This is a genomic window from Pseudomonas sp. CC6-YY-74 (assembly GCF_002025205.1).
GTDB classification, from domain to species: domain Bacteria; phylum Pseudomonadota; class Gammaproteobacteria; order Pseudomonadales; family Pseudomonadaceae; genus Aquipseudomonas; species Aquipseudomonas paeninsulae.
On record NZ_CP019947.1, the window covers coordinates 4,661,731 to 4,679,949 of the forward strand.

Consider the following 18,219-nt stretch of genomic DNA (forward strand, 5'->3'; position numbering starts at 1 on the left):
TGCGCCGCGGGCCTCTGGGCGCCGGCGCGGTGTGCGGCAACCTTCTGTACTGATGAGATCAGCGAAATGGCACATTCAACTCTGACCCGTCCGGTCGGCGTGGCGCCCCTGCGCCCGGCCAAGACGTTTTCTCCGACGGCACGCGCCTGGCTGTTCCTCTCGCCGGCGATGCTGTTTCTCGGCGTACTGATTGCCGCCAGCCTGCTGGTGCTGCGCATGAGTGTCGGCACCAAGGGCGCGGAATGGAGCGGTTTCAGCCTGGCCAGCTACGCCCAGTTGCTCGAGCCCTATTACCTCAAGTCGCTGCTGCTGACCTTGCGTCTGGCCCTGGTCAGCGCGCTGATCGCGGTGCTGCTGGCGATTCCGGTGGGCTACTGCATGTCGCGTTTGCAGTCGCCGCTGTTGCGTCGGCTGTTCCTCGCCGCGGTGCTGATGCCGTTGCTGGTCAACCTGCTGCTGCAAAGTTACGGCTGGCTGGTGATTCTCGGTCCGGGCGGGATGCTCAATCAGGCGCTGCTGGGCCTGGGCCTGATCGATCGACCGGTGATGCTGCTGTACAACCAGGCGGGTGTGCTGATGGGCCTGGTGCAGACCGCCTTCCCGTTGGCGGTGCTGCCGATCGCCAGTGCCATGCGCGGCGTGGCGTGCAGCTACGAGGAGGCGGCGGCGACCCTCGGCGCCAGCCGCGCGCAGGTGTTCCGCCACGTGGTGTTGCCGATGAGCCTGCCGGGGATCATCACCGGCGCCACCCTGGTGTTCGCCTACAACGCCAGCAGCTTCGTGGTGCCACTGCTGCTTGGCGGCCGCCGGGTGCCGATGCTGGCGGTGATGGTGCATGACCAGATCGCCCCGCTGATGAACTGGCCGGCAGCCTCCGCCGCCGGGGTGGTGCTGATCGTCACCACGCTGGCGATCATGACCTTCTCCGAATTCGTCACCGGCCGTCGTCGGCGCATCCTGGAGGCTTCGCAATGAGCAGTCCACTCAAGAGCCTGTTGCGCGGTGCCGCCCCGTTGCCGGGTGAAACCGGGCGTTTCGCCATGGGCCTGTCCGGGGTCATCCTGTTGCTGGCGGTGCTGCCGATCCTGAGCATGATCGTGATGTCGTTCAGCGGCGCCTCGAACCTCGACTTCCCGCCGGCCAGCTATAGCCTGCAGTGGTACCAGGCGGCCTGGAACACCTTCGTTTCGCCGGACGCCAGTGACGTGCTCAGCCTCGGTCAGGCGTTCACCACCAGTCTGCTGGTGGCCACCCTGAGCATGCTGTTCGCCACCCTGGTGGCGGTGCCGGCCGCCTATGCATTGGTGCGCTGCGAATTCCGCGGCAAGGCGGCGGCGCTGCAGCTGATGTCGCTGCCGCTGGTGTTTCCCATGGTGGTGCTGGGCCTGGCGCTGTTGCTGATATTCGACAACCTGCCGTTTCACCTCAGCACCTCGCGGCTGGTGATCGCCCATGTGATCCTCGCCCTGCCGTTTGTGGTGAGAAATTGCACCGCGGCCATGCTGTCGATCGGCAGCGAGGTCGAGGAGGCCGCGCAAATGCTCGGCGCCTCGCCGCTGCGCGCCATCGTCGATGTGGTGGTGCCGCTGATGCGCTCGGGGATTCTGGCCGGGATGCTGCTGGCCTTCATCATCTCGTTCAATGAATTCACCGTGACCTACTTCCTCTACAACATCGACGTGATGACCGTGCCGATCTGGATGTACAGCCGCACCGTGTCCTCCCTCGACCCGACTGTTTTCTCGTTCGCCGTATTGATCGTGCTGATCGACTTCGCCCTGATCTGGGCGCTGGAGAAGCTGGTTGGCGAAGGTGGCGTGTCCTTTTAATTCAGCCGGGCAGGCCCTGGCGGCTTGCCGGCAACAGCTTATTGGAGGTGCCGCATGAGCGGATTAGTTCTAGAAAACGTTGAAAAGCATTACGGCTCGGCCTGCGCCGTGACGGACGTCAATCTGCACCTGCCGGAGGGCAAGCTGGTGTGCTTTCTCGGTCCCTCGGGCTGTGGCAAGACCACCTTGCTGCGCATGATCGCCGGGCTGGAAACCCTCAGCGGCGGGGAAATCCGCCTGGACGGTGAAGACATCAGCCGCACCCCGGCGCATCAGCGCAACTTTGGCATGGTGTTCCAATCGCTGGCGCTGTTCCCGCACATGACCGTTGGCGAGAACATCGCCTACCCGCTGCGTTTGCGCGGGGTGAGCAAGGCTGATCAGCAGGCGCGAGTGACTGAACTGCTGCAACTGATCCAGTTGCAGGAAATGCTCGACCGTCCGGTGGCCAAGCTGTCTGGCGGTCAACGCCAGCGCGTAGCGATTGCCCGGGCGATTGCCGCACGACCGAAACTGCTGCTGTTGGACGAACCCCTGTCGGCGCTGGATGCCAAGTTGCGCGAGTCCATGCAGGTCGAGATCCGCCAGCTACAGCAGCGCCTGAATATCACTACCATCCTGGTCACCCATGACCAACGCGAGGCCATGACCATGGCCGATATCGTGGTGGTGCTCGGCGAACACCGGGTGCAGCAGGTTGGCACGCCAATCGAGATCTACCGCAACCCGGCCAACGCTTTCGTCGCCGACTTCATCGGCAGCGGCAATATCTTCCCGGCGATCGCCCTGGGCAGCGGCCGGGTGAGCCTGCCAGGCGGCGCGGCGCTGCAGGTGCCAATCTGCGAGAGCATTCAAGCCGGCACCAGCATCAAGCTGCTGGTGCGCCCGGAAGACTTGACCTTGTCGCTGCCCCAGGCCAGCGCAGGCAATCGTCTGCAGGGCACCGTGACTTTCGTGCGCGACAGCGGCGCGACCATCGAAACCACCATCGAGTGCTCCGGCGTCTCGCTGACCGCGCTGAACACGCCTTGTCAGGGGATTGGCCTGGGCATAGGCAACCCGGTGTCGGTGACCATTCCGGCCGCAGCCTGTCGGGTACTGACCGCCTGAGTGTGGGTAGGTTTGCTGCGGGTAGCGCGTTCGTGGGCAGCCAGCCGCCAGCTCATGAAGGATGCATGAAGCTGTCTGCCGAGCGCCGTCTGGCGAGGGCCTTGCGCCAGGTCGTCGCTGGTTTGGCCTCTGCTGTCGTGCGCTGCATTAGGCGCGCCTAATGACGGCGTGCGCGTAAACCCGCAAAATGCGACACTTTGGCGCGATATCAGCGTCTAATTTCGATAATGCCAAACCGGGAGAGAGGCGGTGGCCGGGGGTCAGGAGTGATGAGCAGGGGGGCGTGGCTAGCGTTATGCCGGGTTGCCCATTGACGTCGCCTGACGGCATCGGCCGTTGCGAGACACCATGCGTATGCGTTTAATGCTGTTGGGTGGCGGTAATGCCTTGGGGCAGGCACTGATCCGTCTCGGCGCCGAGGAGGACATCGGCTTCCTTGCGCCGCGCCCGCCGGAAACCGGCTGGGATGTCGGAAGCCTGACCGAGTTGCTTGACGACACGCGCCCCGATGCACTGATCAACCTGGCTTACTATTTCGACTGGTTTCAGGCCGAAGGGGTGAGCGCGGCGCGTCTTGCTGCCCAGGAGCAAGCGGTCGAGCGGCTAGCCGAGCTTTGTCAGCATCATCAGATTCGCCTGTTACAGCCGTCCAGTTACCGGGTGTTCGATGGTTCGCGGGTTACCGCCTACAGCGAAAAGGAAGAGCCGGTACCCTTGGGCGTGCATGGTCAGGCCTTGTGGCGTATCGAGCAGCGCGTGCGCGCGGTGTGTCCGCGGCATGTGTTGTTGCGCTTCGGCTGGCTGCTGGACGAGAGCCCGGACGGCCAGCTCGGGCGTTTCCTGGCGCGTGCCGAGCGAGAGCAAAACTTGTCGTTCGCCGATGACCGGCGCGGCAACCCGACCCCGGTCGATGATGCCGCGCGGGTGATCCTCGCCGTGCTCAAACAGCTCGATTGCGAGACGCCGTTGTGGGGCACTTTCCACTATGGCGGCAACGAGGCAACCACCTCGCTGGGGTTGGCTCAGGCAGTGTTGAGCGAGGCGCGCCACTTCCGCAGCAATCTGCTCGAAGACATCGCGGCGCAGGCCCATGCCACGCGCCCGGATGCCGCCGAGGAGCCGCAGCACGCGGTGCTGGCCTGCAAGAAAATCCTGCACACCTTCGGTATCAAGCCGCGCGCCTGGCGCTCTGGGCTGCCGAGCTTACTGGATCGCTACTATCGCCATGTCTGACACGCCTATTCTGGTTACCGGCGGCGCCGGTTTCATCGGCTCGCACCTGGTTGACGCGCTATTGGGGCAAGGCCATAGGGTGCGCGTGCTGGACAACCTTTCCATGGGCAAGCGCGCCAATCTGCCGCTGGACAACCCGCGGCTGCATCTGCTCGAGGGCGATGTGGCCGATGCGGTCCTGGTCGATCAGGCCGTGGCCGGTTGTGCTGCTGTGGTGCACCTGGCCGCGGTGGCCTCGGTACAAGCCTCGGTGGACGATCCGGTGAGTACTCACCAGAGCAACTTCGTCGGCACCTTGAATGTCTGCGAGGCCATGCGCCGGCACGGCGTCAAACGGGTGGTCTATGCCTCCAGTGCGGCGGTTTACGGCAACAATGGCGAAGGCCAGGCGATTGATGAGGGTACTGCCAAGGCGCCGTTGACCCCTTACGCGTCGGATAAGCTGGCCAGTGAGCATTACCTGGACTTCTATCGCCGTCAGCATGGCCTGGAACCGGCGATTTTTCGCTTCTTCAATATTTTCGGCCCACGTCAGGATCCGTCCTCACCTTACTCCGGGGTGATCAGTATCTTCACCCAGCGGGCGCAGCAAGGCTTGCCGATCGGCGTGTTCGGCGATGGCGAGCAGACCCGCGATTTTTTCTATATCGGCGATCTGCTGGCGCTGCTGACGCAGGCGCTGGACCTGCCGCAGGTTGTCGTGGGGGCGGTGAATGTCGGCTGGAATCAGGCCGTCAGCCTCAACCAGCTGTTGGCCGAAATCGGCGGTTTATGTGGCGGCTTGCCGGCGCTTGAGTATCAGGCGGCGCGGCCCGGCGATATCCGTCATTCGCGGGCGAATAACCAGCGTTTGTTGGAGTGTTACCAGCTGCCGCCGGCGACCTCCATGCGTGAGGGTTTGCGCAAGCTATTGGGCCAAGGCTGATCTGTAGCGACAAAAAAGCCGGCGCTGAGGCCGGCTTTTTTGTCGGTGGCGGTGTGGCTTAGAACTTGTAGCCGAGGGCGACCATGTAGACGAATGGATCGACCTCGACATCGACCTTGACCTTCTCGCCACCGAAGGAGGTGGTGCCGGTGGTGTCGATGTCGATGTAACGCACGTGAGCGTTGAACAGCAGGTTGTCGGTCAGCATGTAGTCCATGCCCGCCTGGGCGGCGAGGCCCCAGGAGTCTTTCATGTCGAGGCCGCTGAAACCCTTGCCTTCGGCTTCGCTGCTCAGCTTGTCGTCGAAGAACCAGGTGTAGTTGATGCCCACGCCCGCATAGGGCTGGAAGGCGGAGGCGCCGTCGAGCGGGTAGTAGACGACGCTCAGGGTCGGTGGCAGGTGCTTGAGTTCACCCAGTTTGCCATTCAACCCGGCAAAACCGCCCGGCATACCTTTCACACCGACGTCATGGCTGAACGGGGTGGCGGCGAGCAGGTCGATGCCGATATGGCTGGTGAGCATGTAGGTGCCAGTCAGGCCCAGTTGGGTGTCGCTGTTCAGCGTGGCTTTGGTGCCGGCCACGTCGCTGTTCAGTGCGCCGACCCAGAGATCGCTGCTGCTTTCATGCGGATCGACGGTAGCGGCACCTGCGCGCACGATGATGTCGCCTGCCTGGTAGGCCTGGGCGAAAGGGGCGGCCAATGCGGTGGCGAGGATGGAAATAGCGAGCAGGGACTTGCGCATAAGTGAGCTCCGGTCGAGTCTTCAGTTGGTTGGGCTGAGGGCAATGTTAGGAGCCTAAGCAAATCGAGTTTTGACCCAGCTCAATGAACTGGTCTGGTAGCGACAGGCCACTGCCTTGCAGGGGTTCCCGCAGATGGCGCACAGGCCCCGCCGTTGTTGCTTGCGGGGCGCGGCAGGAGCCGCGTGTGGCATTTGGCCGCATAAGCTGGTGGGTTTGGCCTGATCAGTCGTCGCCCTCTTCCTCGTACACTCGCCCGCGGTGTTCTGCCTTGAGTGCCTGCGGCTGCCGTACGCTTACCCTCTCGCAGACATTGCCGCGCGAGTCTGCAGCGTGCCCGGTGCAAGAGATTGCGCATGAGTCGAGCATGGGAGGTTGCTGGATGATGCTAATGCAGTTGATAATGGTTATCTTTACCAGCTTGCTCTTATTACTACATCGGCCATGTCCTCTGCAGCGAGGCGCCTGTCAGCGCCAGCCCCGAATACCGCATTGGACGCAGCCTGCACCTGGCGGGGCGAACCACGGCGTGGACCGGAGGTCCGCCGTGAGATGTTTGCCGAATGCCGCTCAGCCTTGCAGTAGATTGCGTTTTGGAAAGGTTATTGTGTTTCTTTTTAATGTAAGCCCGCCGCTCGAGGACTCCCGTCGTATGAACCTGTACCCCCTGCGTTCGCTGGCCGCCGCTGTATTGCTCAGCAGTACGCCGTTGCTGGCGGCACCGTTGGACGCCGCGCTGGACGAGAGCCAGCGCCTGGCCGTGGAAGCCAAGGCGTCCCAGGCGCGTATCGAACAGCTCGACGATGCCAGTCGCGAAATGCTCGGTGAGTACCGCAATGCCTTGCAACAGGCCGAGGCGTTGAAAGGCTATAACCAGCAGTTGCAAGAACTGGTCGTGGCCCAACGCCAGGAGCTGGCGGGTTACCAGGAGCAGCTGGACGGTATCGAGCGCACCCAGGAAGCGGTGACACCACAGATGCGGCGGATGGTCGAGGTGCTCGGCGAATTCATTGCCGCCGACCTGCCGTTCCTGCCGGATGAGCGCAGCGACCGTCTGGCGCAGTTGCAGGATCTGCTGCCGCGGGCCGATGTCAGCCTGGCGGAAAAGTACCGGCGCATCCTCGAGGCCTATCAGGTCGAGAGCGACTACGGCCGCACCTTGGAGGCCTGGCGCGGTGAGCTGCCGGTCGACGGCGGTTCGCGCAGCGTCGAATTTCTCCGTCTCGGTCGGGTCATGCTGTACTTCCAGACCCTCGACGGCCACGAGAGTGGCTGGTGGAACCCGCAAAAGCGCAGTTGGGTAGCGCTCGATAGCAGTGCGCGGCGGCCGTTGCACCAGGCCATCGCCATCGCCCGCCAGGAACAGGCGCCGGCCCTGCTCGATCTTCCCGTGAAAACCCTGGCTCAGGAGGCCAAGCCATGAGCCGTCGTGTTCTTGCCATCTTGACCCTGGCGCTGTTGCCGACGATGGCTGGCGCTGCCGCACCGCTCAGCCCGGATCAACTGCTGCAACGCATCCGCAGCGAGCGCGCCGCCGAAGTCGCAGCCATGCAGAGTCGCGAGCAGGCGTTTGTCGCCCAGCGTGGCGAGCGTGCGCAGTTGCTCGCTAGTGCAAACGCGGCCTTGCACACGCAGAAGGCCGCAGCCGAGCGTTTGAAAGCCGAATTCGAGCGTCAGGAAGCCGCGTTGGCCGAGCAGGAAAAACGCCTCGCCCAGCGTGTCGGTCATCTGGGCGAGTTCTTCGGCGTGGTCCGCCAGAGCGCCGGCGATGTCGCCGGGCAATGGCAGGACAGCCTGCTCAATGCGCAGTATCCCGAGCGCTTGCAGCGCCTCGAGGCGCTGGCGAAAAGCCGGACCTTGCCGTCCGCCGCGGATCTCGATGGCTATTGGATGTTGCTGCTGGAAGACCTGACCGCCAGCGGCCGGGTTGAGCAGATGCAATTGCCGGTGGTCGCCACCGATGGCACGCGCAATCAGCAGGCAGTGCTGCGCGTCGGAGCTTTCTCGGCCTTTAGCGAGGATGCCTATTTGCGTTACGACGCCGACGCCGGCGAGCTGCTGGCGCCACCGCGGCAGCCGTCCGGGGTGGGGCAGGTTGATGACTATCTGCACAGCAGCGAGGCGCTCTCCAGCCTGCCCATCGACCCCAGTCGCGGCACGCTGTTGGCACAACTGCAACGCCAGCCGACCCTGTGGGATCGCCTGCAACAGGGCGGCCTGGTCGGCTGGGTGATAGTCGCCTTGGGTGTATTCGGTTTGCTCCTGGCAATCTGGCGCATGGTGCATCTGGCACGCGTAGCCGCAGGGGTGAAGGCGCAAGTCGGTAATCTCAGCGTGCCGTGTGACGATAATCCGCTGGGCCGGGTGATCGGCGTGCTCGGGCCCAAGCCGCAGCTGGCCGATCTGGAAACCCTGGAGCTGAGGCTCGACGAGGCGATCCTGCAGGAAACCCCGCCGCTGGAGAAAGGTCAGAGCCTGCTCAAGCTGCTCTGTGCGGTGGCCCCGTTGCTCGGTCTGCTCGGCACCGTGACCGGCATGATCGTCACCTTCCAGGCCATCACCCAGGGCGGTGGCGGCGATTCGCGGCTGATGGCCGAGGGAATTTCCCAGGCCCTGGTAACCACGGTGCTGGGTCTGGTGGTGGCGATTCCGCTGCTGTTCCTGCACAGCCTGCTAGCCAGTCGCAGCAAGGGTCTGATCCAGTTGCTCGAACAGCAGAGCGCCGGCTTGATTGCCCTGCACCTGTCCGGGGCGCCGCGGCGTGACTGATTGGCTCGACGTATGGCTGCGGCTGGTCGACAGCGGCTATGCCCTGCTCGAGTTCATGAGCGCCGGTGGCGTCGTGATGTGGGCGCTGGCCGGGCTCTGCGTGCTGTTCTGGACCCTGGTGTTCGAGCGCTTCTGGTATGTGCGGCGGGTCTTCCCGCAGTGGGGGCGCGAGCGGCGCAAGGCCTGGCAGCAACTGCTGCAAGACGACAGCGGCACTTGGCAACGGGCGGTGCGCGCCGCCTGGCTGGCGCAGGCGCGGCAACACCTGCTCGGCCCGTTGCGCCTGAGCAAGACCCTGGTGGCGATGTATCCACTGCTCGGCTTGCTCGGCACCGTCAGCGGCATGGTCGCGGTGTTCGATGTGCTCGCCATCAACGGCAGCGGTAACCCGCGCGGCATGGCCGCCGGTGTGTGGCAGGCGACCCTGCCGACCATGGCCGGCATGGTCCTGGCGATTACTGGATTGTTCAGCCTGGCGCGCCTCGAACGTGATGCGCGCCGGGCCTCGAGCGGCTGGCTGACCAGCTGCGCCAAGACTGAGACTGCACACTATGCGAATGCGCCGACACCACCAGCAAGACGAAGACACCGGCATCGACCTGACGCCGATGCTCGACGTGGTCTTCATCATGCTGATCTTCTTTATCGTCACCAGCTCCTTTATCAAGGAGTCCGGTGTCGAGGTGCAGCGCCCTCAGGCGCAAACCGCCAGCCCGCAGGACAAGGGCAATATCCTCATCGCCGTCACCGCCGATGGTCAGGTGTGGATGGACAAGAAAGTCGTCGATATACGCAGCGTGCGTGCGCATGTCGAACGCCTGCGCGTCGATCAACCGGACGGCGCGGTGGTGGTGCAGGCCGACCAGGATGCACGCACCGGTCTGGTGGTGCAGGTGATGGATCAGGCGCGCCTGGCCGGGGTGCAGGATGTCGCCCTGGCGGCGACCTCGGGAGCGCTTTGATGCGTGTGCCGCTGGCCTTTCTCGGCGCTTGCCTGATGGCCTTGGCGCTGTTTGCCCTGATGCTGTACATGGTCGCGCCGCCGCGCAGCCAGCCGTCAGACGAGCCGCTGACGGTGGCCAACTTCGTGCGCCTCGATGGCAATGCCAGCGACACCGCGACGCGCACCCGCCAGCAGGCGCCGCAGCCACCCCAACCGCAAACTCCGCAAGCGCCGTCTGCGCCCACCCCGGTCGCCGCCACACCGAGTGCCAAGCTGCCGACGCTGGACCTGCAACTGCCGAGTCTGAGCAGCGGTATCGCCGTCAATAGCGCGCCGACACCGAGCCTCAGTGGTTTGAGCGCCGGCGCTGCTGCGCCCAGCGCGCCGGCGCCAAATGAAGCCGCTGGCCAGACCGGCGGCTCGGAAAGTGAAGTGATGCCGCTCAACGATGTCAGTCCGGATTATCCGCGCTACGCCTTGCAGCGCGGCATCGAAGGGCACGTCAAGCTGGCGTTCACCATCAACCGCGCCGGAGCGGTGGAGAATCTGCGGGTGCTCGAAGCCAGCCCGCAGAATGTATTCGAGCGCGAAGCGCGGCGCGCCGCCGTGCGTTGGCGTTTCGCCCCGCGTACCGAGAGCGGCCTGGCGGTGGCCCGCGAAGCGGTGAAAACCCTGTACTTCCGTCTTGAGGGGGATCACTGAGATGCAGCGTTGGTTACTGTTATTGATGCTGTGCACGGCGGCTGCCGCACAGGCGGCTGGGCAAAGCGTCGAGCCGAGCGTGTTCCGCGCCCTGAATGCTGCCCAAGCGGCTCAGCAGCAGGGCGACTACGCCGTGGCCAGGCGGGCGCTGGAGGCAGCCAAGGCCAAACCGGATAGCCTGGAGCAAGCCTTGTTGTGGCGCAGTCGCGGCTATCTGGCCTGGGCCGAGGGGCAGAATGCCAAGGCCATCGAGTGGCTCGGCAAGGCGGTCAGCAGCGGCAAGCTGGACGCCGAGACGCAGGCCAGCGAGCAGCTCAACCTGGCCCGGCTCAACCTGCTCGAACGCCGCTACGTCCAGGTCGTCAGCCTGCTGGCGCCGCAGCAGGCGGCGGCCAGTGAAGAGGTCCTGCAGATGCTGGTGCAGGCCTACCAGGGCATGGATCAGCCAGCCAAGGCGCTGCCGTTGGCCGAGCGTTATGTGCAGGGCAATCCGCGCGCGGCTGACCGCTGGTTGCAGTTCCTCGTCGCAGTCAATGCCGAGCTCAAGCGTTATCCCGCCGCCGAACGCTGGCAGCGCCTACTGCTCGGCCGTCAGCCCGATCGTGTGCAGGGGTGGCAGCAACTGGCCGCCTTGCAGCAGTTGAGCGGCCGGCACGACAAGGCGCTGGCGACCCTGCGCGCCGCGCACAGCAAAGGCCTGCGCTTCAATGCGACCGAGCTGGACAACCTGGTGCTGCTGGCCGGCGCGGCCGAGCAACCCTGGCAAGGCGCCAAGCTGCTCACCGGCATGCTCGAACAGGGCTTGCTGCCACGCACGGTCAGCCGCGAAGAACGCCTGGCCCTGCTCTGGTGGCAGGCCCGCGAGCGCGCCGCGGCGGCGCGCATCTACCGCGAACTGGCGGGGCGTTCGGGCAGTGCCAAGCATTGGCTGAACCTGGCCCAGTTGGAGCTGGAACAGGCGCGTTGGCAGGCCGGGCTGGATGCCCTGGCCAAGGCCGAACGTGCCGGTGCCGAGCGCAGCAAGGTGCGCGCCTGGCGCAACTGGGCGGAAAGTGAACTGAGTGCCGAGCGAGAAAAACGCATGGCCAGCGCCGGCTGACAGCTAGATGGCTAGTACAAAAAAACCGGACCCTAATGTTCGGCTTTTTTGTACTAGTGTGTGTGGGATTTAATTATTGGCCAGCGCTGCTCTCGAAAGTATGGATGGCCACTTTCACTGGGCTTTCACGGGTAGCTACTTAGCCGCAGTGCTTTTATCCGCTGCTTGATCGGCCAAGCAACGCCCCAACTCAGCATCATTCAGTAATCGATTAGTGGCATCAGATACAGCGCTTGAAACAAATGCATTGTTCTCAACATCGCTGCCGATTAATTGACGGCCCTTTTCTTGAAATACCCCATTATATAGCTTCTCATACTCGACTCCTGAGGAAGCTTTGCAAATGGCTTTCAACCCTGATTCGGCTCGAATCGTGCCAGACCAAACGCCAGCTATCACTTTGTAATCTAAATTTCTAATTTCAACTCTCAGCCTAGTATTGGTGCGTTCAGGTTGAGCGGGAGTTACGAATCCCTGTTGTTTGAGCCCACTTTCGATAGCAGAAGTTATTATTTGCTCTAGATTTCCTTGAAGAGTTAGTTCCGCGCCTGCGCCTGCGCCCCGTGCGCCTAGAGACTGAGATGAACGTTCATCTACCACAAGCAGATTTATAGCGCTGCCTTGGCCTTCCATCACATGATTCAGTTTGAGGTCAGGGGACACTTGAACCGCTTGAGGCTTGAAAGCACACCCTGAGCAGGTGATTATTAGAGCAGCAATGAATGTTATTTTTTTCATAAAACAATTCCATGTTTGACTGAAAGACCAAAATCAAAATTCGCCAATGCTACTTTGGGTAGATATATCTGGCGAGTCGGATGGTCGCAAAAAGCCATTAATAGAGCTAGCGCTTAATCATCTGACGCGAGTGCTCAACCTTAGCCCTTTCCAAAAGGGGCACTTACCTTGCTGTGGATTTTCAGCTATCCGGCAGCTCGTAGGCGTAGATCTTGTCCGCTTGCATCTGATAGCCGGCTTCGGCCAGTTCGCTGCTGCTCTGTTCGACCTGCAGCGTGCCTTCGATCCAGAACGGCTGATAGAGCGCATCCAGCAGCACGCCCAGCTCGGTGGTGACATGCACGATCTGGTTCGACGGCGGTGGCGGTACATGGATGCAGGCACCGAAGTAGGGCACCAGCAGGAACTCGGTGACGCGGCCTTCGTCGGTGACATCCAGCGGCACTATATAACCGGGCAGCTTCACCGCCAGGCCGTCCAGTTGCTGGACCACGGGCGCGGCGGGCGACTGTTGCATGCTGGCCGGGCCGGCTTCGGCCAAGGCGTCGGCCAGTTGCGAGAGGTCGTGCATGGGCGCGGGTTCGACGACCTGCGGCGGCGCATCGGCCGGCACCATGTCTGACCAGGCCAGCTCACGGACCTCGGCGGCCGATATGGGCAGGGCCAGGGCGAACAGCAGGGCGGCGAGTAGCGGGCGGGACATTTACGGTTGCCTCATAAGCGAATCGACAGACCATCGGCCAGTGACTGCCGATAGGCCCGCCAGGCCGGGATACAACCCATCAACAGGGCGGCGCTCAGGATAGCGCCGAGCAGGGTCCACTCATAGGCCGTCGGCAGGTCAAGTGGCAGATACAGGCCGTAGTTGGCCTGCACATGGCTCTGCGCCCCGGCGATGCCCAGGTACAGCAGCAACAGGCCCAGCAGTACGCCGGCCAGCGCCAGGGCGAAGGCTTCCAGGATCAGCAGGCTGGCGATATGCCAAGGCCGCGCGCCGACCGAGCGCAGGATCGCCATTTCCCGCCGGCGTTCGTTGAGGCTGGTGAGAATCGCCGTGAGCATGCCGATCAGTCCGGTCAACACCACAAATAGCGAGACCACGAACAAGGCTTGTTCCGCCGTGCTCATCAGGCTCCACAGTTCCATCAGGGCGACCCCGGGCAGGATCGCCAGCAGCGGCTCGCCACGGAATTCGTTGAGCTCGCGTTGCAGGCTGAAGGTGGCGATCTTGCTGTTCAGGCCGAGGAGGAAGGCGGTGATCTGTTTCGGCTGCAGGTCCAGGCTTCGTGCTTGCTCGGCGCTGACCACGCCAGCGCCACGGGCCGGCATGCCGTTTTGCCAGTCGACATGCAGGGCTTCCATCCCGGCCAGGGAAATATGCAGGGTGCGATCCACCGGGGTGCCGGTAGGCTTGAGGATGCCGACCACGCTGAAGGGCTTGTCGTCGTGCTTGACCAGGCTGATGGTGGCCACGCCATGGGCCAGCACCAGTTTTTCGCCGAGCCGGTAGTTCAGCGCCCGCGCTACTTCGGCGCCAAGTACCACCTCGAACGGGTCATCGGCAAAAGCGCGGCCCTTGGCCAGTTGCAGGGGCTGGCTGCGAGCATAGCGATAGTGCTCGAAGTAGGCCGGGCTGGTGCCCATCACCCGATAGCCGCGGTGCGAGTCGCCGAGGGAGATGGGGATCGCCCACTTGACCTGGCGGTGCTCGGCGAAGTGCTCGAAGCTGTCCCAGCGAATGTTGTTGGTGGCATTGCCGATGCGGAACACCGAATACAGCAGCAGGTTGACCGAGCCGGAGCGCGCACCGACGATCAGATCGGTGCCGCTGATGGTATTGGCGAAGCTGGCGCGGGCTTCGGTGCGCACGCGTTCGACGGCCAATAACAGGCAAACGGACAGGGCGATGGCGAATACCGTGAGCAGGGCGGTGAAACGGCGGTTGCCCAGGCTGGCCAGGGCCAGGCGTAATAAGTACACCGTCAGACCTCCAGCGCGCTGGCGGCGCGGTTGAGTTCGGCCAGCGACAGGCTGCGGTCGAACAGCGGCGCCAGGCTCTGGTCGTGGCTGACGAACAGCAGGCTGGCGCCGGCGTCGCGGCATTCGGCGAACAACAGTTGGAGGAAGGCTTCGCGGGCATCGGCGTCCAACGCCGAGGTCGGCTCGTCGGCGATCACCAGTTCCGGCTGGCCGATCAGCGCGCGGGCCGCGGCGACCCGTTGCTGCTGGCCGATGGACAGTGCGTCGGCGCGGCGCTCGAGCAATGTTGGCTCTTGCAACCCAAGGTGGGCGAGCAGGGTGGCGGCAGCCTGGTCGATGCTGCCGTGGCGCTGGATGGCACGCTGCGCCCGAGTCTTGGAGAAGTGACAGGGCAGCTCGACGTTTTCGCGCACCGAGAGAAACGGCAGCAGGTTGAACTGCTGGAAGATGTAGCCGGTGTGGTCGACCCGGAAGCGATCGCGGGCGCTGGCCGAGAGTACGCTTAGTTCCTGGTCGAGCAAACGAATGCTGCCACGATTAGGCGTTTGCACACCGCCGAGCAGGCCGAGCAGGGTGGTCTTGCCGCTGCCGCTGGGGCCTTTGAGAAACAGGCTCTCGCCGCGCTGCAGGGTGAAACTGGGGATGTCCAGCAGTTGCGCCTGGCCGGGCCAGGCGAAACCGAGATTGGACAGGCTGATCAGGGCTGAACGCATGAAAAGGCGACACTCATGAAGTAGCGGCCGAGTTATCCCGGCCATGCGGCGGCGAATGGGCGGGTTAAAAATTCAGCGAGGCTTGGGCCGGGGTCAGTTCGACGCCCTGCTGGCCGTTCGGGCCGATCAGTTGTACCTGAATTTTCTCGGTGGCAGGGAAGCGCTTGAACAGCTCGCTCAGGTCCAGTTGTTTCAGCTCACCTGGTGTTGCGCAGTCGAGTTGGTAGTGCGCATGGATGTCGCCGTGCTCGCTCTGCTCATCATCGGCGTGCTGTTCGTCGTGGTCGTGCTCATCGTGTGCGGCATCTGCAAACAGCGGGCTTTGCAGTTCTTGTGTGCTCACCGTGCAATCACCGGCGCCCAGGCCGAACAGCGCCTGCGGCTGCTCCAGCTTGCCGCGCGCGGCGGCGAGCTTGGCCCGGTCGGCGACGCTGTTGGGCGCATGTTCGAAACCGACCAGGTTCATCGCCGGGCTTTGCAGCTGCAGTTCCAGGGTTGTTCCGGCGAGCACCACATTGAGCCGGGCGGTGCCATGTTGGTGAGCGTCGAGGCTGTCGTGTTCGGTGTGCGCGTGGCTGTGCTCGTTGGCCTGGGCGACGGCCAGGGGCAGCAGGGCGAAAGGCAGGGCAAGCAGCAGGCAACGCATGGTGATCTCCGGTCAGCATTCAAGTTAGTTGTTACGTTATAACAACTTTATATGCCTCTGGCCAGCTTCACTTGGCGCGCTGCAACCGACGTGGGAGCATGCCTGTCGATTACTCGAGGGCAGCAAGATGGTGCGAATCCGTGGACGGGTCGGCGATTGGCCGGTGGATCTGACAGTGGAACTGGATGCCCAGGACTGGGCGCAGCTGGCGCAGCACGTTGCGCCAGCTGCCACCGCCGCGCCGGTGTCTGGCGCCGCGGCCGTGGCCAGCGATGCGCTGTGGCAGACCACCCTGGACTTGCTGCAGAAGGCCGGGCAGATCGAGGGGCCGCAGCTGCTCGTGCAGCTGGCCGCGTTGGCCGGTAGCGAGGCCGCCGGTAAACGCCTGCTGGTGCGCTTGCGCCACTGCAGCCAGGTGCGCATGGAGGCCGGCGTGGATGCGCCTATCTATCATTGGGTTGGTTAATAAGTACCGATGGGGTAGCCGCACAGCGACAGGTTATCCCTCTCTGACCTGTCGCGGCTAAAGCCCCTCCCACAGGGTTAGCGGTGCTCGTGGGAGGGGCTTTAGCCGCGAGGCCCGATAGCCCGTAGGGCGGGTGAAACCCGCCCTACGTTCAGACGATCAGTAGATCGCCTGATACAGCCTGCGTCGGTAGCTGGTGACCAGCGGATGCTCGTTGCCGAGCAGGTCGAACACCTGCAGCAGGGTCTTGTGCGGCAGGCCGTCGGCATAGTTGCGGTTGCGCACGAACAGCTTGAGCAAGCCGTCCAGGGCCGGCTCGTATTGCTGGCGGGCCAATTGCTGAATCGCCAACTGGTGGGCCGCCTCGTCATCTTCGGCGTTCTGCGCCAGGCGGGTTTTCAGGCTGGCGACGTCGGGCAGGTCGACCACCTGGCGGAGGAAGGTCAGCTGGGCGCGGGCACCGGCCAGGGCCTGCTTGTGCTCATCGCCCTTGACGGCATTGAGCACCGTTTCGGCTTCGCCCAGCTCGCCGCGTTCGGCCAGGCAGCGGGCGTAGAGAATCAGCGCGGCGGCATTCTCGCTGTCTTCGCCGAGCAGTTGCTTGAGCAGGGCTTCCGCCTCGCCGATGCGGCCTTCGGCGAACAGCATTTGTGCGCTTTGCAGCAAGTCGGCCTGCGGCGCCGGCGGCTCGGCGACATGCTGCTTGAGCATTTCGCGGATCGCCGACTCTGGTTGGGCGCCGGAGAAGCCGTCGACCGGCTGGCCGTCCTTGAACAGCACCACGGTCGGCAGGTTGCGGATGCCGAAGCGCGCGACTATGTCCGGCTCGGCGTCGCAGTCGACCTTGGCCAGCAGCAACTCGCCCTGGTAGCTCTCGGTGATCTGCGCCAGCAAGGGCATCAGCGCCTTGCACGGGGCGCACCACTCGGCCCAGAAATCCACCAGCACCGGTTTGTGGAAGGAGTTCTGCACGACCAGCTGCTCGAAGCTGGCGTCGCCGGATACGTCAAAAATATAAGGGATGTCGCTCATGATCGGTCTCGCTGGACGAAAGTGCTAAACACTATAAATGTGGGCGCCGCTTTGCGGAAACAAGGCGGACGTCAGTGGCGTTGTGCGTGGTAGAGGCTGACCTGGCGAAACTCGGCCGGTTCGGCCAGGTCTGGGCAGGTGCAGGCCTCCATCACGCCGAGGCGCTGGTACAGCGGATGCTGGAAGTCGCGCACCCGTGAATCGGCCACCAGCGTCTGGAGCCCGCGGCTGAGGAACTGGTCGAGCAGTGGCAGGTTGGCGCGGTCGTAGAGTACGTCGGCGACCAGGATCAGGTCGAAGCGGTCGGCTTCCTGGAAAAAATCCGCCGAGTAGCCCAATTCCACCTCGTTGAGTGCGGCATTGGCTCGGCAGGCCGCCAGGGCCAGCGGGTCAAGGTCGCAGGCCACCACTTCGAGGGCGCCAGCCTTGGCCGCAGCAATCGCCGCGACGCCGGAGCCGGCACCGAAATCCAGTACGCGCTTGCCGCGCACCCACTCCGGGTGTTCGGCCAGCCAGCGGGCCAGCACCAGGCCGCTGGCCCAGCAGAAACACCAGTAGGGCGGCTCCTCGAGAATCCGCCGGGTTTCCTCGGGGTTGAAGGCGCGCGCCATATTGGCGGCATCGATCAGCCAGAGTTTCAGCGCGGTACCGGGCAAGCGCTCGGCCACCAGCCTGGCGTCACCGAGCCGCTCGCTCAACGCCGCTTGCAGGGCGGCGGTTGTGCTCATGGCGCAGGCACCAGGCGTAACTCGCCGAGTTGCTGGCTGTCGTTGTGGCGAATCGGTTGTGGCGGCAGGCGCAGGATCAGGCGGCCGGCTTGATTGACCCGCCCGCGCAGCTCGACCCGAGTACCGGGAATGAAGGCCTGAGGATTGAACGGCAGGCGAAAGGGCAGGGCCGCGCCGCTGCCGGTCAGTTGAATATTACCCAGCAGGCCCTGGGGCAGGCCGCGCGCATCGACCAGCAGCAGGGCCAGTTCGACTTCGCTAGCGCTGGGCGCGCCGAGCAGGCGGCCGCTGAGTTCACGCAGGTGGCCCGGCAGGGGCGCAGGCGCCGCGTCGATGGTTGCTGCAGGCGCCGGCGTGGTTGGCTGCTGGGGCGGCGAGGCGGGTTCGCCGGCGCAGGCCGCGAGCAGTCCGGCCAGGGTGAGCGGGGCGAGCAGTCGCATGGCAATGTTCATCTAAGGGGTATGCCTGCAAGAAGCGGTGTGCCTGAAAGAGTAGTTGAGCGCGCGCCTGTATACCGCAAAGTCCTCGGCTTGTCTTGCCCGCGGGATGCGCTACCATGACGC

The 18,219-nt window shown here is 64.1% G+C and carries 20 protein-coding genes and 1 pseudogene; 12 read left to right on the top strand and 9 right to left on the bottom strand.

What is annotated here, in order from left to right; translation table 11 throughout:
* The first annotated feature begins 66 nt into the window (after positions 1-66).
* The 5 genes from B2D37_RS21215 (at position 67) to B2D37_RS21235 (ending at position 5,097) form a co-directional block, all read left to right on the top strand.
* Complete coding sequence (locus B2D37_RS21215; RefSeq protein WP_079204551.1) at positions 67-975, top strand: ABC transporter permease; 909 nt, start codon at positions 67-69, stop codon at positions 973-975.
* Positions 972-1,829: an ABC transporter permease gene (locus B2D37_RS21220; RefSeq protein ID WP_079204552.1), complete on the top strand. Its 858-nt coding sequence runs from the start codon at positions 972-974 to the stop codon at positions 1,827-1,829. The genes B2D37_RS21215 and B2D37_RS21220 overlap by 4 nt, the downstream gene beginning before the upstream one ends.
* A gap of 54 nt (positions 1,830-1,883) precedes the next feature.
* The gene (locus B2D37_RS21225; RefSeq protein WP_079204553.1) at positions 1,884-2,939 is read left to right on the top strand and encodes an ABC transporter ATP-binding protein; all 1,056 of its coding nucleotides are present in this window, start codon (positions 1,884-1,886) and stop codon (positions 2,937-2,939) included.
* Positions 2,940-3,287: 348 nt separating this feature from the next.
* Positions 3,288-4,172, top strand: coding sequence for a sugar nucleotide-binding protein (locus B2D37_RS21230; RefSeq protein WP_079204554.1), 885 nt, complete (start codon positions 3,288-3,290; stop codon positions 4,170-4,172).
* Positions 4,165-5,097, top strand: coding sequence for an NAD-dependent epimerase/dehydratase family protein (locus B2D37_RS21235; RefSeq protein WP_079204555.1), 933 nt, complete (start codon positions 4,165-4,167; stop codon positions 5,095-5,097). The genes B2D37_RS21230 and B2D37_RS21235 overlap by 8 nt, the downstream gene beginning before the upstream one ends.
* Before the next feature lie 58 nt (positions 5,098-5,155).
* Here the strand turns inward: B2D37_RS21235 and B2D37_RS21240 are convergent, their stop codons facing one another.
* Positions 5,156-5,842, bottom strand: a complete 687-nt coding sequence (locus B2D37_RS21240) for an OmpW family protein (protein ID WP_079204556.1) — start codon at positions 5,840-5,842, stop codon at positions 5,156-5,158.
* A 650-nt stretch (positions 5,843-6,492) separates the two neighbouring features.
* Between B2D37_RS21240 and B2D37_RS21245 the strand changes: the two genes are divergently transcribed.
* From B2D37_RS21245 to B2D37_RS21270, 6 genes and pseudogenes are all read left to right on the top strand, one after another.
* Positions 6,493-7,263, top strand: a complete 771-nt coding sequence (locus B2D37_RS21245; protein ID WP_079204557.1) for a DUF3450 domain-containing protein — start codon at positions 6,493-6,495, stop codon at positions 7,261-7,263.
* Positions 7,260-8,609 (top strand): MotA/TolQ/ExbB proton channel family protein, encoded by a 1,350-nt coding sequence (locus tag B2D37_RS21250; protein ID WP_079204558.1) that lies wholly within the window; start codon positions 7,260-7,262, stop codon positions 8,607-8,609. The genes B2D37_RS21245 and B2D37_RS21250 overlap by 4 nt, the downstream gene beginning before the upstream one ends.
* 55 nt (positions 8,610-8,664) lie before the next feature.
* Positions 8,665-9,149: pseudogene (locus B2D37_RS21255) on the top strand (MotA/TolQ/ExbB proton channel family protein).
* Between the two features lie 11 nt (positions 9,150-9,160).
* Positions 9,161-9,571 carry a biopolymer transporter ExbD gene (locus tag B2D37_RS21260; protein ID WP_079204559.1) on the top strand — a complete coding sequence of 137 codons (411 nt, stop codon included), beginning with the start codon at positions 9,161-9,163 and terminating at the stop codon, positions 9,569-9,571.
* Positions 9,571-10,254: an energy transducer TonB gene (locus tag B2D37_RS21265; protein WP_079204560.1), complete on the top strand. Its 684-nt coding sequence runs from the start codon at positions 9,571-9,573 to the stop codon at positions 10,252-10,254. The genes B2D37_RS21260 and B2D37_RS21265 overlap by 1 nt, the downstream gene beginning before the upstream one ends.
* A gap of 1 nt (position 10,255) precedes the next feature.
* On the top strand, positions 10,256-11,353 hold the full coding sequence (locus B2D37_RS21270) for a lipopolysaccharide assembly protein LapB (protein WP_079204561.1): 1,098 nt from the start codon (positions 10,256-10,258) through the stop codon (positions 11,351-11,353).
* Between the two features lie 135 nt (positions 11,354-11,488).
* Here B2D37_RS21270 and B2D37_RS21275 read toward each other — a convergent pair whose 3' ends face one another.
* From B2D37_RS21275 to B2D37_RS21295, 5 genes are all read right to left on the bottom strand, one after another.
* Positions 11,489-12,091, bottom strand: a complete 603-nt coding sequence (locus tag B2D37_RS21275; protein ID WP_079204562.1) for a YajG family lipoprotein — start codon at positions 12,089-12,091, stop codon at positions 11,489-11,491.
* Between the two features lie 181 nt (positions 12,092-12,272).
* A complete protein-coding gene (locus B2D37_RS21280) occupies positions 12,273-12,794 on the bottom strand; it encodes a DUF3299 domain-containing protein (RefSeq protein WP_079204563.1) in 522 nt (173 codons plus the stop codon).
* 11 nt (positions 12,795-12,805) lie between these two features.
* Positions 12,806-14,071 (bottom strand): ABC transporter permease, encoded by a 1,266-nt coding sequence (locus B2D37_RS21285; RefSeq protein WP_079204564.1) that lies wholly within the window; start codon positions 14,069-14,071, stop codon positions 12,806-12,808.
* 2 nt (positions 14,072-14,073) lie between these two features.
* Positions 14,074-14,784, bottom strand: coding sequence for an ABC transporter ATP-binding protein (locus B2D37_RS21290; RefSeq protein WP_079204565.1), 711 nt, complete (start codon positions 14,782-14,784; stop codon positions 14,074-14,076).
* 64 nt (positions 14,785-14,848) lie between these two features.
* Positions 14,849-15,430, bottom strand: coding sequence for a DUF2796 domain-containing protein (locus B2D37_RS21295; protein ID WP_079204566.1), 582 nt, complete (start codon positions 15,428-15,430; stop codon positions 14,849-14,851).
* A gap of 127 nt (positions 15,431-15,557) precedes the next feature.
* On the opposite strand from B2D37_RS21295, the gene B2D37_RS21300 reads away from it, so the two are divergent.
* Positions 15,558-15,896: a hypothetical protein gene (locus B2D37_RS21300; RefSeq protein ID WP_079204567.1), complete on the top strand. Its 339-nt coding sequence runs from the start codon at positions 15,558-15,560 to the stop codon at positions 15,894-15,896.
* Between the two features lie 159 nt (positions 15,897-16,055).
* Here the strand turns inward: B2D37_RS21300 and trxA are convergent, their stop codons facing one another.
* The 3 genes from trxA to B2D37_RS21315 all read right to left on the bottom strand — a co-directional run bounded on the left by trxA (position 16,056) and on the right by B2D37_RS21315 (position 18,102).
* Positions 16,056-16,928 carry a thioredoxin gene (gene trxA / locus B2D37_RS21305; protein WP_079204568.1) on the bottom strand — a complete coding sequence of 291 codons (873 nt, stop codon included), beginning with the start codon at positions 16,926-16,928 and terminating at the stop codon, positions 16,056-16,058.
* A 71-nt stretch (positions 16,929-16,999) separates the two neighbouring features.
* Positions 17,000-17,656: a methyltransferase gene (locus B2D37_RS21310; RefSeq protein ID WP_079204569.1), complete on the bottom strand. Its 657-nt coding sequence runs from the start codon at positions 17,654-17,656 to the stop codon at positions 17,000-17,002.
* Positions 17,653-18,102 (bottom strand): hypothetical protein, encoded by a 450-nt coding sequence (locus B2D37_RS21315; protein WP_177345298.1) that lies wholly within the window; start codon positions 18,100-18,102, stop codon positions 17,653-17,655. Before B2D37_RS21315 ends, B2D37_RS21310 begins: the two co-directional genes overlap by 4 nt.
* Positions 18,103-18,219: the final 117 nt, after the last annotated feature.